The organism is Streptomyces sp. NPDC096132 (assembly GCF_044763345.1).
In the GTDB taxonomy this organism is placed as follows: Bacteria; Actinomycetota; Actinomycetes; order Streptomycetales; family Streptomycetaceae; genus Streptomyces.
Genome location: NZ_JBIWGA010000029.1, coordinates 42461 through 57286, shown reverse-complemented (window position 1 = coordinate 57286; position 14826 = coordinate 42461). Strand labels below are relative to the sequence as shown.

General features: G+C 71.0%; 13 protein-coding genes. 8 read left to right on the top strand and 5 right to left on the bottom strand.

Annotated features, from left to right (window positions below; translation table 11 throughout):
- Positions 1–46: 46 nt before the first annotated feature.
- The gene (locus ACIRF9_RS43105) at positions 47–1267 is read right to left on the bottom strand and encodes an alpha/beta fold hydrolase (protein WP_403834282.1); all 1221 of its coding nucleotides are present in this window, start codon (positions 1265–1267) and stop codon (positions 47–49) included.
- Between the two features lie 185 nt (positions 1268–1452).
- On the opposite strand from ACIRF9_RS43105, the gene ACIRF9_RS43100 reads away from it, so the two are divergent.
- The 3 genes from ACIRF9_RS43100 (at position 1453) to ACIRF9_RS43090 (ending at position 3630) form a co-directional block, all read left to right on the top strand.
- Positions 1453–2193: a hypothetical protein gene (locus ACIRF9_RS43100; protein ID WP_403834279.1), complete on the top strand. Its 741-nt coding sequence runs from the start codon at positions 1453–1455 to the stop codon at positions 2191–2193.
- Positions 2194–2383: 190 nt separating this feature from the next.
- Positions 2384–3040, top strand: coding sequence for a superoxide dismutase family protein (locus ACIRF9_RS43095; RefSeq protein ID WP_403834276.1), 657 nt, complete (start codon positions 2384–2386; stop codon positions 3038–3040).
- Positions 3019–3630, top strand: coding sequence for a copper resistance protein CopC (locus ACIRF9_RS43090; protein ID WP_403834273.1), 612 nt, complete (start codon positions 3019–3021; stop codon positions 3628–3630). The genes ACIRF9_RS43095 and ACIRF9_RS43090 overlap by 22 nt, the downstream gene beginning before the upstream one ends.
- A 44-nt stretch (positions 3631–3674) precedes the next feature.
- Here the strand turns inward: ACIRF9_RS43090 and ACIRF9_RS43085 are convergent, their stop codons facing one another.
- Entirely contained in the window at positions 3675–4346 is a 672-nt protein-coding gene (locus tag ACIRF9_RS43085; protein ID WP_403834271.1) for a uracil-DNA glycosylase, read from the bottom strand.
- Between the two features lie 118 nt (positions 4347–4464).
- Here ACIRF9_RS43085 and ACIRF9_RS43080 point away from each other — a divergent pair, with 118 nt between their 5' ends.
- Positions 4465–6234, top strand: coding sequence for an SMI1/KNR4 family protein (locus tag ACIRF9_RS43080; RefSeq protein WP_403834269.1), 1770 nt, complete (start codon positions 4465–4467; stop codon positions 6232–6234).
- Between the two features lie 361 nt (positions 6235–6595).
- On the opposite strand, the gene ACIRF9_RS43075 is transcribed toward ACIRF9_RS43080, so the two are convergent.
- Entirely contained in the window at positions 6596–7597 is a 1002-nt protein-coding gene (locus ACIRF9_RS43075; protein WP_403834267.1) for a TIGR00341 family protein, read from the bottom strand.
- Positions 7598–8320: 723 nt separating this feature from the next.
- Between ACIRF9_RS43075 and ACIRF9_RS43070 the strand changes: the two genes are divergently transcribed.
- Together ACIRF9_RS43070 and ACIRF9_RS43065 are read left to right on the top strand one after the other, a co-directional pair.
- Positions 8321–8758, top strand: coding sequence for an NfeD family protein (locus tag ACIRF9_RS43070; RefSeq protein WP_403834265.1), 438 nt, complete (start codon positions 8321–8323; stop codon positions 8756–8758).
- A 29-nt stretch (positions 8759–8787) separates the two neighbouring features.
- On the top strand, positions 8788–9897 hold the full coding sequence (locus ACIRF9_RS43065; RefSeq protein ID WP_403834263.1) for an SPFH domain-containing protein: 1110 nt from the start codon (positions 8788–8790) through the stop codon (positions 9895–9897).
- A 1142-nt stretch (positions 9898–11039) separates the two neighbouring features.
- Here the strand turns inward: ACIRF9_RS43065 and ACIRF9_RS43060 are convergent.
- Entirely contained in the window at positions 11040–11489 is a 450-nt protein-coding gene (locus tag ACIRF9_RS43060; protein ID WP_403834261.1) for an SRPBCC family protein, read from the bottom strand.
- Positions 11490–11518: 29 nt separating this feature from the next.
- The gene (locus tag ACIRF9_RS43055; protein ID WP_403834388.1) at positions 11519–12889 is read right to left on the bottom strand and encodes a hypothetical protein; all 1371 of its coding nucleotides are present in this window, start codon (positions 12887–12889) and stop codon (positions 11519–11521) included.
- Positions 12890–13014: 125 nt separating this feature from the next.
- On the opposite strand from ACIRF9_RS43055, the gene ACIRF9_RS43050 reads away from it, so the two are divergent.
- Both ACIRF9_RS43050 and ACIRF9_RS43045 read left to right on the top strand, forming a co-directional pair.
- Positions 13015–14244, top strand: coding sequence for a molybdopterin-dependent oxidoreductase (locus ACIRF9_RS43050; protein ID WP_403834258.1), 1230 nt, complete (start codon positions 13015–13017; stop codon positions 14242–14244).
- Positions 14244–14741, top strand: a complete 498-nt coding sequence (locus ACIRF9_RS43045) for a hypothetical protein (RefSeq protein ID WP_403834256.1) — start codon at positions 14244–14246, stop codon at positions 14739–14741. The genes ACIRF9_RS43050 and ACIRF9_RS43045 overlap by 1 nt, the downstream gene beginning before the upstream one ends.
- The last annotated feature ends 85 nt before the right edge of the window (positions 14742–14826 follow it).

Below are 14826 nucleotides of genomic sequence, written 5' to 3'. Positions count from 1 at the left end.
TCCTGAGGGGGACATGAGGGCGTCGCCCTCAGCGGACCGTTCGGGATCACTCGGCCAGGAAGGCGTCGACGTGGGCGAGGAACTCGTCCCAGGCCGGCTCGAAGGCCGTGAGGAGGTGGTTGCGGCTCTTGAGCAGGACAAGCCGGCTGTCGGGAATGAGCGCGGCCAGCTCACTGGCCTGTGACATCGGAACACGCTCGTCGTCGCGGGAGTGGACGATCAACGTCGGGCAGGTCACCCGATGGGCGATGTCGGTCACGTCGATACGGGCGAACTCCTCCAGGAAGCGCACCCCGTTGGCGGGCGAGGTCGTCTGGCGTTGGAACGCGGTGAACGCCTCCCAGTCCGCCGGTGTGCCCTCGGGCAGGAACTGGGAGGCGAAGACCCGGAGGAATCTGGGGTCCTGGTGCAACCACCCCACCCGTGCCAGATCCAGGTCGAGAGCCGCCTCCTGCGCCTCGTCCTCACCCTGCGCCCGGACCTGTCGTCCTTGGGCGTAGGCCCCGGCGAGGATCAGCCGGCTGACCCGTTCCGGATGGCGTACGGCGTAGGCGACCGCCACCGCACCACCCTGCGACACGCCGAGCAGCGGAAAACGGTCGAGCCCCGCCGCCTCCACCACGGTTTCGAGGTCGTCCACCCAGCGGTCGAACGAGAATCCCGGAACCACCCAGTCGGAGAGGCCGCAGCCCCGTTCGTCGTAGCGGATCAGCCGGCGCCCGCGCGCGAGGCCGCTGAGCCAGTGCGACCACAGCGGGGTCGTCCACTCGAGGTCGAGATGGGTCATCCAATTGGCCGCCTTGAGCAAGGGCGGGCCCGAACCCACGGAGGCGTACGCGATGCGCGCGCCGTCGTCGGCCCGGCAGAACCGGATCGTCTGATGGGCGGCGTCGCCGGGACCGTCGGCCGTGGTGCCCACCACCACGGGTCCTCGGTCCGAGTCGGGCTCGCCGGCCGTCACCGGTGCAATGAACTGGTAGCCGCGCCGGTGCGCGGTGCGGATCACCCGCTGCGCACTGCCGGTGTCGCCGACGGCCAGACGCGCGGTCCGCAGCGCCGTGGTGAGGGCGGCCTCGCTGACGAAGCGGTCCCCCCACACCTCGTCCAGCAGTTCGTTCTTCGGCACCACCCGGTCCCGGTGCCGGACGAGATGACACAACAGGTCCAGGGCGCGCGGTTCCACATGGACCGGCTGACCTGATCGACGGAGCTGGATCCGAGCGGTGTCCAGCTCGTACTGCTCGAAGAAATACTTGTCCCCAACCACCTTTGCAGCGTACAACTCTGCCTCGTAGACGTACACACGGACGATTCCCGGTGTGTCGAACCGGCGTGAACGGGACCTGAGTCTCGTTCGTATGGAACCAGAAGCCCATCTGTTCGAGGAGTTGCCGGATGTACCGCACGTGCCACCGCGGCGCAGCGCGCCGGGGAGGCCGCTCGGTATGGCGTGTGGAGAGCCCCGGTGTCCTGCGCCTGCTGCGGTCCGGTGTCTTCGCGGCCGTTTGTGTGGCGACCACGGCGCTGGGACACGCGCTGATGTCCGGTGACGTCCTGCCGTGGTGGGCGGTCGGCTCGGGGCTCGCCCTGACGGCTGCCCAGGGCTGGTGGCTGACCGCCCGGGAGCGTCGTGCAGCCGTTGTGGTCGGGGTCACCGTCGCCGCTCAAGCGCTGCTGCACGTGGTGTTCGACCTGGCCCACGCACTCACCCGAGGGCCCGGCGGTGTGGGGACGGCCGGTCATGTGCCGGTCATGGACGCGCGGATGTTCTCGCGTTCCGGGCTGGTCATGGACATGGGCCATTCGGCTTCCGGTCCGGTCATGCATCATCCCGGGACGGCGGGCACGTCCGTCGGCTCGATGATCGACGCGACCGTCGTCGGACAGGGCTCCGTCGGGATGGTCCTGGCGCATCTACTGGCCGCGCTGGTGTGCGGAACGTGGCTCTGGCGGGGCGAGGCAGCGGCCCATCAGGTGAGCCGGGCCCTCGCCGCCCTGCTCTTCACGCCGCTGCGGCGGATCTGTGGTGTGCTCGCCCACCCCGCACTGGAACTCCGGGCGCCCACGCCGTGGGCATGCGAGGACTGGGCGGAGACATCGCGAAGCAGCCCCGCCCTGTTGAGACATGCGGTGGTGCGCAGAGGGCCGCCGCCGGGCATCGGATCCGTAGTTCTCCGTCTGCCCTTCGGCTGATTTCCCTTCCGCTCGCGGGACGGGACAGGGCCGGGGCAGACGCGTGGCCGACATGCCCGTTCGCGGTGTCGGCCCGTTCGCTCCGGTCCATGTGTCTCCTCTGCCCGACGCGTGTCTGCTCGACGGCCGTCGACGCAGCCGCGTCCGCGCGAGGGACCGTGGCCCGTCCACCGATCGGGAGTTTCCACTCATGCTTCATGACATCTCCGTGCCCGCGTCCAGTGGTCCGAGGCCGCCCCTGTCCGCCCACCGGCGACCTCGCCTCGCCGTGGCCGGCGCCCTGCTGGCCACCACCGCCCTCCTGTTGTCGGGCTGCGGCGGCGCGTCGTCCGACCAAGCCTCCGCGAAGACCGGATCCTCGCCCTCGTCCTCCGCCCACGGCATGGACGGCATGGACGGTATGTCCGACATGGCGATGGGGGATCCCTCCGCCACTCCGGCCGACAAGATCCCCGGAGCAACGGTGGTGAAGGGCGCCTTCAAGCTGCTCGACACCCGCCCGCCCGGCATGGACGACGTCGAGGGCACCGCCTGGCTGGCACAGGGCTCGAAGGGCACCACCGTGACCGTGTCCTTGACCGGTCTCGAACCCGGTGCCTCCTACATGGCCCACCTGCACGCCCAGCACTGCTCGGCGGAGAACGGCGGGGAGCACTTCCAGTTCGAGAAGGGCGGCGCCACCACGCCCCCGAACGAGATCCACCTGATGTTCACCGCCGACAAGTCCGGGAAGGGCATGACGACCGTGAACAACTCCCGCAAGACGGAAGAGGGCGCGGTCGCCGTCGTCGTCCACCCCACCGAAGCGATGGACAACCGGATCACATGCGCGGACTTCGACTTCTGAGGGCGGCGGGCACGCTCGGCTGCGCGGGTGCTCTGCTGCTCTGCGGCGGCGCGCCGGCCCACGCCCACACCGCGCTGAAGGACGCCACCCCGGCGCCGGGCGCCAGGGTCGTCGCCGGGACCGATGTCGTGGCCCTGACGTTCAGCGACCTGAAGTCGGGCGTCGCGCCCGAGATCGGTCTGGTCGGCCCGGACGGTACGGCTCTCGCGGTCGGGCAGCCGATCGTGACCGGTGGCGGCACCGCCTGCGCAGCGGTCACCCCGTTGCCCACGGGGGTGATCACCCTCAGCTACCGGATCACCGCCGCGGACGGTGACACTCAGTCCAGTGCGTTCCAGTTCGAGGCGGTGGACGGGGCCGGGTCGGCCGAGCCGCCGTCCGAGTGCGCCGGCCTCGGCCTGCCGACACCCGGCGCCGCGGACAGGTCGGACACCGTGGCGGGGCTCGACCCCACCACCGCGACAGCCGTTCTCGTGGCGGCGGTAGTCGGGGTGGCGAGCGGGGGAGTCCTCGCCTTCCGCAGACGACGGCGGGCGCGACGAACGCGGGAAGGAAGGGAGCTCGCCCCTGACCTGACACCCGGGACATGACATGGCGGGCGGCGCGGCCAGGAGGGGCTGCGCCGCCCCGACGATCAGGCGGTGCCCAGCAGCTTCGCCGCCCGGCGCAGCACCTCCAGGATCTCGTCGCGGGCAGCCGGCCTGGAGGCGAACACCCGAGGGCTGGGATGCCAGGTGGGAAGCGTGTGCACTTGGGGCGCGTACCGCGCCTGGTACGCAGCCCAGCCGGCCTGCGCCTTGCGGCCCATCGGCACGACCACTTCCAGGGCGGGGAGCAGCGAGATCACCTCGTGCAGGAAGGGCGCCGCGCGCTGTATCTCCGTCTGTCCGGGCGCGGCGATGCGATCGGCGCTGCCCAGATACCACGGCACGATGTTCCAGTGCAGGGACTCCCGGTACGGCAGACCGGCCTCCGAGCGGAGCGTCCAGCAGTTCTGTGCCGTCTGGTCGTCGTTGTCGACGGAGATGATGCCGCTGCCCGTCCGGCGCAGCCCGGCCTCCTCGCCGACGGACTTCTGGCCCGGTGCCTCCAGCAGGAAGAGGCTGCGGGCCTCGACCCCGCCGGAGGCGGGGTCGAACCACGGCACGGACTCACCGTCGCCGAGTCTCTCGCGCAGCTTCTCCACCCACTCGTTGAGGGGACGCGTGCGCGGTTCCGTGGGGACGGCCTCCAGGCGGGTGCTCAGGGTGACGGGGTCGCGCAGCGCGCGAGGGGTTGTGGTACGAAAACGATCGTTCGAGGACATGGCTCCGCAGTGTGCCAGGCACCTCTGACAATCCGGTGCGGGTATGGAAGGACTTGGGCGACACTGGGCGAGTTCGCGCCCGACGGCTTGTCAGTGGCGAGCCGTAGGGTCCGGTGCCATGAGCATCCCCGCCGTCGAAGAGTCCTGGGCCCGCATCGACCTCTGGCTGGCCCGGCACGCTCCCCTCAGCCACGCCCGGCTGCGCCCTCCGGCATCCATGGAGGAGATCGAAGCCGCCGAGCGCGCGCTCCAGGTCGACTTCCCTGCCGACCTGGTGGCGTCGCTGCGCTGTCACGACGGAGTGGAACTGCAGGAGGGAGCTCCGGTACTGGCGTACTACGGGCCGCCCTCCGGCGTCGCCGACATCGTGAGGAGCACGACGTTCCTGCGCGATGTCGGCGCCGGTATGGCCGAGGCGGAGGACGAGGAAGAGGAGCTGGCGGTCTTCTGGCGCCGGGAGTGGCTGCTGATCACGCTGGGCATCGGCTGGCAGTCTTCCGACGGGCTGTTTCTCACCTGCCGCGCCGGACCGAACCGCGGTCGCGTGGGCCGCTACTTCGACGAGGACGCCCCTTCCTTCACTCCATGGCCGTCGCTCCGGCACGTGCTGGCCGACTTCGCGGACGCCCTGGAGAACAGCCGTATGTTCAACGGCCGCGTGCCCCTGGCCGTGGACGGCGTGCTGCTCTGGGAGGACGAGGTGTCCGTCATCCCGGACCCGGTGTCCCCACTGGCCCTGGCCGCCGCGGCCGCCGAACCGGAACAAGGGCCTCCTGCCGCTGCCGCACCCGACATCGCTCCCACCGGACCGGCGTACGGAGGAGCAACCGGCATCGTCGCCTTCGTCCGTATCGCCCACATCCACCCGCAACCGCCTCCGGACCAGCCGGACGTGGTCTTCGTGGAGGGCGTCCCCCCGGCCGAGCTGTTGTGTCGGCTGGACGCCGTCCCCGCCACGGTCCGGCCGCGCAACCGGCAGCGAGCGCGACAGATGGCGGACTCACCCTGGGCGGCGTACCGGCCGCTGGTGCGGGTAGGCGCCGTCGGCGGGTGGGCCTATGCCACGCAGGAGACCGGCGCCGCCCAGTTCAGCCGGCCGGAGGTGCTGCGGCTGCTGTCCGTCGGCACCCGCGCCGTGGCTCTGACCAAGCGCGGGCCGGAGGCGTGTGTCACCGTCACCGCGGACGGGGCAGAGCGCCCGGAAGCCGCACGCCGTGTCCGGTCGCCGCGCGAGGACTACGTCCAGATGCCCGGCGGACAGACGGCCCGACGCCACGGCGTGGAGCCCTGGCCAGGATCCACTGCGGCGTACGCCCGCCTCCTGAGTGATCTGGCGGAGGACTTTGGCATCACCTACCGCCCCGAGGACGACACGGCCACGGAGCTGACCAGCGCCCTGCTGCTGCCGGTCCTGGACGACTTCCGTGAGTACGAGTGCCGACCCGCGCCCCGGGTACGGGGATTCGACCTGGCGGAGCTCGTCGAACGCACTCCGCCGGACCGGCTGCGCGGAGCGGTCGCGGCACAGTTGGTCCGGCTGGCAGCGGAGACGCGCGTCGACACGTACGAGGAGGTGGCGGCGGCCCTGGAGCGCATCCGCCGCGGCGAGACCGTCCCGCTCACCCACGACGATCCTCTGGACGTGCGGATGCGCACGCTGGCCGCGGAGACCTGGGCGGCCCGCCAGATGGTGCAGCCCGCGTGGCGCAGGGATCCCGGACCCCTCACCCAGCAGGACCTCAGCGCTTGGGCCGTACGGGAGAACGCGACTCAGGCACTACGGGCGTTCATACAGCTGCCGATCCCCGTCGCGGCGGCCAAGATCCTTCACCAGCGGATGTCCGTCCACTGGCGAACCGAACTCGCCGCCGATCTGGTGGAGCCGTGACGCCGATCGGCGACACCGGCGTTGCCCTGGAAGTCTGTGGCGGCGAGCCTGAACTGCCCGCATGCGGCAGGGGGCGGCACCCCCTTCAGAACATCGACGTCGATCCCCGTGTCGGTCCGGATCCCTGGCCTGCTCATCTCGGTCGGCGCTCTTGCGGCACGGGAGCTGATGAGCGTCGGCGCCTGGGGCGGGGGCGTCCGGGAAACATGAGGGCCCGAGTCATGCCCTGCGTACGGTGGTCTGGCCGACCACCAGGGCAAGTGAGTCCGCGTCAACGGCGGACCGGCCGCGGCGGGTCGGCCGAAGCGCTCGGTACGTCGGCGGTGCTCCCGCCGGGGTGGCCCCGAGTGTCGTACGACGCTCAGCCGCCGACCTTTCCGGCGTCGATGCGCCGGCCCCGGGCGGTGTCCACGACGATCGGGATGCCGTCCGGGATCCGTCCCTCCAGACGGGCGAGCAGAGCTTTCACCGGCGGGAGGTCTCCAGGCGCGCGGACATGGATGTACATCGTCCGGGATGCCATGTCGATACTGGTGACGGACGCCCCCGGAGTGTCGTCGAGCCACTGTTCCGCCGTGCTCTTGGCCTGGTTGGTCCAGGAGTTGATCAGGAGCGTGAGCGCGGTGTTGACCGCCAGCGGTACGAACACGACTACGAACAGCAGGCCCATGGCGGCATAGGTACGGCGCGTGGGCCGTTCGGCGGCCTTGTCGGCCTGAGTGCCGTAGCCGAGGGCGGCGAAGATCGTCATGCCGCCGAAGACCAGGGCGAAGAAGTTGGACACGAACAGGAGCAGCGCTCCCAGGGCGAGTGATCCCGCCAGTTGCCCCAGACAGACTCCGGCCACGACCAGTGGGGGGACGAGGGAGATGGCGATCGCGACCCCGGGCAGTACGGCGGCGACGTCTCGGCGGGCGAGCGCCACCGCGCCGGCGAAGCCGGTGGCCAGGGCGGCGACCAGGTCCATCAGTCCCGGTGACGTCCGTGATGAGATCTGGCTGTTGGAGAGCAGGTCGTAGTTGTCGGGGAGCACCAGGGTGAAGAGCACGCCGACCGCGATCACCACCGCGCAGGCGGCCAGGACGACCCTGACCGCTCCGATCCGCCGGCGTTGCACCGAGCCCAGAGCGATGCCCATGATCGGCGTGGACAGCGGTGCGATGATCATCGCACCGATCACAGTGGCGGTCGAATCCGTCAGGACCCCGGCGGCCGCGATGAGTGACGACAGCGTCAGCATCGTCCAGAAGGCCGAGCGCTTGGACCTGGTGTCCCCCGAGGACAGGTCCAGGTCCTGCGTCAGCTCGTCCAGCGAGCGGCGCTGTGAGACGGGTAGGACAAGGGCGCGAACTCCGCTGAGCATGCCCTCAAGTAAGCACCAGTGGTTCGGTCGCAGGGGAGCACGACACGTCTGTCTGCCTCGATGTGGTGAGGCGGTCCGGTCCGGGTGTTACCGACCGACGGTCGTGTGCCCCCTCGGCTCCGCCACGACTTCCGCCGGACGGGCTGCCTGTGATCGACTACCACTCGTCCCTGCCTTCCCTGGACTCACAGGCGGTGGGCACGATGCATTCGGCCCGCCCCGCCCCCGCGCTTGATCACCCAAGGTGGGGCACCCAGGGACGTCTGGTGCAGCCCCTCCCCTGGTGGCGGCGGCTGTTCTGACGTGCCATGTGCGTCGCGGGTTGTGGACGGCGGGGAGTACCAGGGAGTCCCCGCTGTGGACGCCGTCGCGCGGACTGACGGTCGTCCCGCGGCCGGACGCCTCGTCTCGCCGATGCCGCGGGCCTTCGCCGGGGCCATGGAGGGGTTCGTCCAGGCGGACACCCTCCTCGTCCCGGGGCTTGGTGCGACCTGCTGTACGACGCCTACGTGAGGGAGGCACGTGCGGGTGCCGCTCCCTGCGTCACCGCCCCGGCTGTTCCGTTGTCGTGGCCTCGACGGCCGCGTGGTCCCTGATCGTCTTCACGACCTGCGTGATCACGGCAGCCGTTCGGCCTTCCGCGGACTGGGGCTCGCCTGTCTGTTCCGCTCGGCGTCACGGGAGGTAGCTTGGTAAAGAGGGCCCCAAGAGGAGGGCGATTCGATGCCGTGGTTCGTATGGCTGCTCACTGCCGCGGCGCTGGGTGTCGCGGAGTTCTTCACCCTGACACTGGTCTTCGGGTTGCTGGCGGGCGCAGCGTTGGTCGCCGCTGTGGTCGCGGGCGTCGGCGTCGGTCTTCTCGGCCAGTTCGTGGCTCTCGCACTGGCGGCGGCAGCGGGTCTCGTCCTCGTCCGTCCTGTCGCGCTGCGGCACATGGAACAGCAGCCCCTCACCCGCGAGGGCAGTGACGCGCTGATCGGCAAGCGGGCCGAGGTCATGCAGGAGGTCACGGCGACCCGCGGTCTGATCAGACTCTCCGGCGAGGAGTGGTCCGCCCGAGCCCTCGACGAGAGTCTGGTCATCCCGGCGGGAGCGCTGGTGGACGTCATGGAGATCGAGGGCGCCACGGCCATCGTCTACCCCCGTGAACTCCTTCCGTGAACGGCTGAACACATAGCGACGGAGGCACTGTGGATCCAGTTGTCATCCCCATTCTTGTGGCGGCCATCGTTGTTGTCTTCCTCGTGGCCTCCGCCGTGCGGATCGTTCCGCAGGCGCGCCGCTACAACATCGAGCGGTTCGGCCGGTACCGCCGGACGCTGCAGCCCGGCCTGAACCTGGTTCTGCCGGTGGCGGACCGCGTCAACACCAAACTCGACGTGCGCGAGCAGGTCTATTCCTCCGACCCCAGGCCCGTGATCACCGAGGACAATCTCGTGGTGAACATCGACACCGTGCTCTACTACCAGATCACGGACCCGCGGGCGGCGGCCTACGAGGTCGCCGACTACCTGCAGGCGATCGACCAGCTCACCGTGACCACGCTGCGCAACGTCATCGGCAGCATGGACCTGGAGGAGACGCTCACCTCGCGCGAGGAGATCAACTCCCGGCTCCGCGCCGTCCTCGACGACGCCACCGGCAAGTGGGGCATCCGCGTCAACCGTGTCGAGATCAAGGCCATCGATCCACCGCACACCATCAAGGAGGCGATGGAGAAGCAGATGCGGGCCGAGCGCGACAAGCGCGCGGCCATCCTGCACGCCGAAGGGGAGCGGCAGGCCAAGATCCTCACCGCGGAAGGCACGAAGCAGAAGGACATCCTGGAGGCACAGGGCACGCAACAAGCCATGATCCTGAGGGCGGACGGCGAGGCGAAGGCGGTGGAGCTCGTCTTCCAGGCCGTCCATCGCAACAACGCCGACCCGAAGGTCCTGGCCTACAAGTACCTGGAGACGCTCCCGCACCTGGCGAGCAGTGACAACAACACGTTCTGGGTGATCCCGGGGGAGCTGACCGAGGCGGTTCGGACCGTCACCCGTGCGTTTGGTGATCAGTCGACGGTGGCCTCTCCGCAACCCGAGCGACCCCAGGGAGAGGGCACCGTCGACGCCGACGACACCTCGCGGGCAGGCCGGGTTCCGGAACTCGACGCAGGCTCGACGGTTTCACTCGACGCCGCGGCGGCCGCCGACGAGGCCGGGAAGCAGGCCGCCGCCGCGGTGAGCGATGCCAGAGCGGAGGCCGAGGCCGCGATGTCTCCCCAGGGTCCACGCCGAGGGCAGTCGTCCGGCGATTGAGCCCACCTTCGGTTGTCGCCGGGGACCGCCATGACGCTTCCGTGGTCCTCGGGCGACCGTGCCCGAAACAATGACCCGTACGTGTCAACAGCGCTCGTGATCAATCCATCCAGGGCGTGCACGACGGCACGGGGCCGATCGGGCCGGAGTCGACGTCGACGCGGCTGCACGACCTCCCACCAACAGGAGAGGTTCTGCCCGACCTGCTCCCGCCAGGCCGGTTTTCCGTGGCGCAGGCGGATCGTGAGCGGGCGGATGGCGATCCGCCCTGCCCACGTCCGGTCCGGTTCCGGCAACTGGGCGTACGGGAAGCTGGAGCCGGTCACCGCAGGTGCCGCGCTCCCGCATCAGATCGCAGGAGAGGCGGATACCGACGAGCCCGATGGCGCCGGCCACCCGCGGAGGGGCGTCCGGCAGCCCTCGCCCGGCAGGACCTCGGCCACTCCGGGTGACGTCCTTGAACGGATTCCGCAGATCCCCTTCCTGCGGGTACGAGCCGCACATCGTGCCGCGGTCGGTCCGTCCGGAAAGCAACGGCCTGCCCGGCGTCGGGTCAACCCGCGGCGGGGTCAGCCGGTTCACCTCCGGACTCGGGCGCAGCCTGCGGGCACCACGTACGCTGCCCGTAGGGACTTTTCTCGTGCGGGAGTACGAGCGACCGGGGTGGAGGGACGCGTACGAGCAGATGCGGGCAGCCGAGGTTACGGGCAGCCCGCTATGAACGGGGCGGCTCCCCGCCTGGAACGGGTCTGTACGGTGCGGGTGACACGAAGCGGAATTTGGACCGGCCACGCCCTCTCTTCCCTCCTGGGGCGCGGAGCATGGCGAACATCCTGATCCGGTGGCCGGGACGTGGTCGTGCATCTACTCGCCCTGAGCGGCGCCAAGGTGCGCGACGGGCTGCCCGAGGCCACTCCTGCCTGGTACGGGCCGTGCCGCTCCAGGCATTGCCGCAGATCCTGTCCGTCACGTCGGCCGTGGAGGGCACGGGGCTCGCGATGGTGCGCGTGTCGGCGGATCGTAGGAGAGCGGACGGGCGGCTCAACACCGAGCGGGCACGCGCGGCTGCACGAGGCGATCGAGAGGTGCGCAGGTCCCGGACCCGCCGAAACCTGCCCCGCGTCGTATCCCATCGCAGCAGGTCACACCTGTTCCACAAGTCGCGCTTCCAGGTCGCGCAGGTCCTTGACCAGGCTGCCGCGGACCTGTCGGGCCAGCAGCGGTGCCGCAAGCCGGTAGAAGCCGCCCTCGCCGCCCCGGACACGGATGCGGGCCAGGGTGCCGCGCGGGTGGGGCTCGAAGGCGTAGGTGACGTGCATGGGCATCGGGCCCGCCACTGAGACCATGTCCAGCAGCCGGGGCGGCTCATGGGCGGCCACCCGCAGCACATAGTCGATGCGGCGGCCGAGGAAGTACGCGGTACGGGTCACCTCGGCGCCGACGCCGAAGCCGCCTCCGTCCGCCTCCCGGGTCAGCTCGGCGGTGCGGATGCCCTGGGTCCACTCGGCATCGTGCCGCCAGTTCATGGCGTACCCGGCCACCCTCTCCGGCGGCAGCGGGACCACCCGCTCGGCCGTCACGTCGATGCCCATACCCTCACTTTCCGTCTCCTGGACCGGTCTCACCACCCGGTGCGCAGCAGATGGTTGAGGAGGAGCGCGAGCATTGCCTGGGCGGCGAGCCACGCGCGGGGGTGGGTGAGAAAGGCGCAGGAGGGGAGGAGCCACATCGCGAAGGGGAGCCAGATGCGTTCCGTCTCCGCCTTGCTCATGCCCGAGACGTCGGCGACCAGCAGAGCGAGCAGAGCGGCGGTCACGAGGAGCGCGAGGCGGAGAGTGCCACCCTCCGCCGGGCCACGCCGCAGCAGGACGGACCCCGTGCGCCGCAGCCCCGCCGCCGTCGCCAGACCCGTGATCAGCACGGTGCAGGCGAGATTGGCCCACACCCAGTAGCCGTACGGGCGTACGCCGCCCGCGCCCTGCCGGTAACGGGTGACCAGCAGCCGGTACGCCTCCCACCAGTCGAACCCGGCGAGCGTGAACATCGCCGGCACGACGGCCACTCCGGCGAGCAGTGCCACCACCAGAGCCGGCCGCTCCCGCACACCGCGCCGCCCCAGCCACAGCACCGCCGCGGCGATCAACGCGACCAATGTGAGGCCGTAGGAGAGGTAGCAGGTCAGGCCGAAAAGCAGCCCCGCTGCCCCGGCGGAGGCCAGGGAACCCCGGGTGACGGCGAGCGCGAGCACCGCCACCGCCCAGGCGGCCACCGCCGCGAAGTACGCGTCCGCCGAGGTGCCCATCCACACCGCCGCCGGTGCCAGGACCAGGAAGGGGGCCGCGCGCCGGGCCAGGTGCTCGCCGGCCAGGGCGCGGACGGTGACCAGTACCGCCACGCACGCCGTCGCGCCCACGGTGATGCACCAGGTGCCGGCCCAGCCGCCGCCCCGCAGCCCGATCCGGTCGAGCAGGACGAAGGTGAGGGTGGCGGCCGGGGGATGCCCCGCGACATGGGCGGGCCAGTTGTCGGGGGAGTGGAGCAGGATGTGGTGGGTGAAGTCCCGCAGCGCGGCCGGGATGTCGTCGAAGCGGCCGATGACCTGGAGGTACTCGTGGCGGGTGGTGAGGCGTACGGCGATGCCGCGCTGCCAGCCGTCGACCAGGGCGAGGGAGAAGGTCCAGGCCAGGGCCGTGGCCCAGGCCGCCGGGATCAGGGCTCGCCAGGAGAGACGGGCCGCCAGGGCCGGGCCGTACGCCGCGACAGCGGCCGCGACGAGTACGGCCGTCGGGGTGCCGGGGCCCAGGTGCGGTCCCCAGGACGCCAGCAGCGGCGGCCAGCCGACTCGGAGCGTGTGATCGGTGTCCTGGATGTGGCGTCCGATCAGGGCGGCCGCAGTCACCAGCAGAGCGGCGGTTGCGGCGGCGTACAGGTCACGGCGGAGATCGCGCGAGGGACCGCCGGAGCGCGGGGCGCGCGGCTCGGTGGAGGGCACTGTGTCGGGCACACCGGAACGCTAGGCCGGGCGGATGTCCCCGCACCGCCGTCCGGGCCGGACGTCAGCGTTTCGTCACAGGTCAAGGAGCCGTTCCGGGGGGTGTTCCGGCCTACGGTCGGTTCATGCGAGACGACCCGCGGCTCCCCACATCCCCCCGTTTCTGGCGCAGCCCGCTGCGTGGCCCCTGGTTCACGTCCGTACTGGGCGTCGTCCTGCTCGTCGGCGTCACCGCGCTGTTCGTGACGGGCCTGGTGTCGTACGCCGCGTACAACCCGGATCTGTCGCCGGTGAACGACAAGACGCCGGACAAGGGGGTCCTCGGCTTCTACCTCTTCGCCTGGCCGACGGACCCGCCCTGGCTGTACCGGTTCAACCAGGGCGTCCACGTCACCCTGGGCATCACCCTGATCCCCGTCCTGCTGGCCAAGCTGTGGTCGGTGGTGCCGAGGCTGTTCGCGCTGCCGCCGGCCCGCTCGCTCGCCCACGCGCTGGAGCGGATCTCGCTGTTGCTGCTGGTCGGCGGCGGGCTGTTCGAGTTCGTGACCGGCGTCCTGAACGTCCAGCTCGACTACGTCTTCCCGGGCTCGTTCTACCCGCTGCACTTCTACGGCGCGTGGGTGTTCTTCGCGGCCTTCGTGGCCCACGCGCTGCTCAAGATGCCGACGGCGCTGCGCAACCTGCGAGGACTCCGAGAGGAACGGAACGATCTGGTGCCCCCGCGTCCCGACGAGCCGACTGTCTCCCGGCGGGGCGCGCTGTGGTTCGTCGGGGGCGGCTCGCTGCTGCTGTTCGTCACGACGGCGGGGCAGAACTTCGACGCCCTGCGTCGCACCGCGCTGCTCGCGCCGCACGGCTGGGCCGACCCGGGCAGCGGACCCAACGGCTTCCAGATCAACAAGACGGCCGCGTATGCCCGCATCGCCCCGGCGGAGACGAGTGCCGACGTCTGGCGGCTGGTCGTCACCGGACGCTCCGGAACTCTCCGTCTCAGCCGCGCCCAGCTCGTCGGACTCCCCCTGTACAGCTCGGCGTTGCCCATCGCCTGCGTCGAGGGCTGGTCGACGTCCGACCAGTGGTGGCGCGGGGTGCGGCTGCGGGACCTCGCCGCGCTCGTCGGCTTCGAGGACGACCCGCCGGACGTGTTCGTGGAGTCCCTCCAGCGGCACGGTGCCTTCCGCCGCGCCGCCCTGCGCGCCAACCAGGTCGCCGACCCGCGCTCCCTGCTCGCCCTGTACGTCAACGGCGAGGACCTGTCCCCCGACCACGGCTACCCGGCCCGGGTGATCGTGCCCGCCGCGCCGGGTGTGCTGAACACGAAGTGGGTGGCCCGCCTGACCTTCGGAGACCTGTGATGCGCACGCCCCGGATCCCGGTCGGCAGTCCCTTTCAACTGCTTCTGCTCGCCGCGTCGTTCGCCCTCGCCGCCTACGCGGGGGTACGCCTCCTCGCCGATGACTGGCTCGGTGTCGCCCTGTGGATCGTGGGGGCCGCGCTGCTGCACGACCTCGTGTTGCTGCCCCTGTACGCGGCGGCGGACCGGGCGGTCGCGGGCGGACTCGGCGCGGTCGGCCGCCGGGGGTGGACGATGTACGTCCGCGTCCCGGCGGCCCTGTCGGGCCTGCTCCTGCTCGTGTGGTTCCCACTGATCAGCGGTCGGGTGGACCGGCGCTACCGCCTGGGGACGGGGCTGTCCCCGGAGGGCTTCCTGTCCCGCTGGCTGCTGATCACCGCGGTCCTCTTCGCGGGTTCGGCGCTGCTGCTGGCGATGCGCGTTGCCCCGTTCGGGCGAAGCCGGCAGCCGGGGAGGCTGCGCAGGGCGACGAAGCGGCGTCCGCCGACCGTCCACTGACCGGCCCGCTCCCAGCCCCGCGCGTACCGCAGGAGGGCGGGGGTGCCGAGCCGGGCCCAGGGGAAGGGGGAGCCGGCGGTGTCGT

Bases quoted from the DNA above. Each gene is read 5' to 3' on its own strand.
- ACIRF9_RS43095 (WP_403834276.1), top strand. From the start codon at position 2,384: ATGCTTCATGACATCTCCGTGCCCGCGTCCAGTGGTCCGAGGCCGCCC.
- ACIRF9_RS43090 (WP_403834273.1), top strand. From the start codon at position 3,019: ATGCGCGGACTTCGACTTCTGAGGGCGGCGGGCACGCTCGGCTGCGCG.
- ACIRF9_RS43085 (WP_403834271.1), bottom strand. From the start codon at position 4,346: ATGTCCTCGAACGATCGTTTTCGTACCACAACCCCTCGCGCGCTGCGC.
- ACIRF9_RS43080 (WP_403834269.1), top strand. From the start codon at position 4,465: ATGAGCATCCCCGCCGTCGAAGAGTCCTGGGCCCGCATCGACCTCTGG.
- ACIRF9_RS43075 (WP_403834267.1), bottom strand. From the start codon at position 7,597: ATGCTCAGCGGAGTTCGCGCCCTTGTCCTACCCGTCTCACAGCGCCGC.
- ACIRF9_RS43070 (WP_403834265.1), top strand. From the start codon at position 8,321: ATGCCGTGGTTCGTATGGCTGCTCACTGCCGCGGCGCTGGGTGTCGCG.
- ACIRF9_RS43060 (WP_403834261.1), bottom strand. From the start codon at position 11,489: ATGGGCATCGACGTGACGGCCGAGCGGGTGGTCCCGCTGCCGCCGGAG.
- ACIRF9_RS43050 (WP_403834258.1), top strand. From the start codon at position 13,015: ATGCGAGACGACCCGCGGCTCCCCACATCCCCCCGTTTCTGGCGCAGC.
- ACIRF9_RS43045 (WP_403834256.1), top strand. From the start codon at position 14,244: ATGCGCACGCCCCGGATCCCGGTCGGCAGTCCCTTTCAACTGCTTCTG.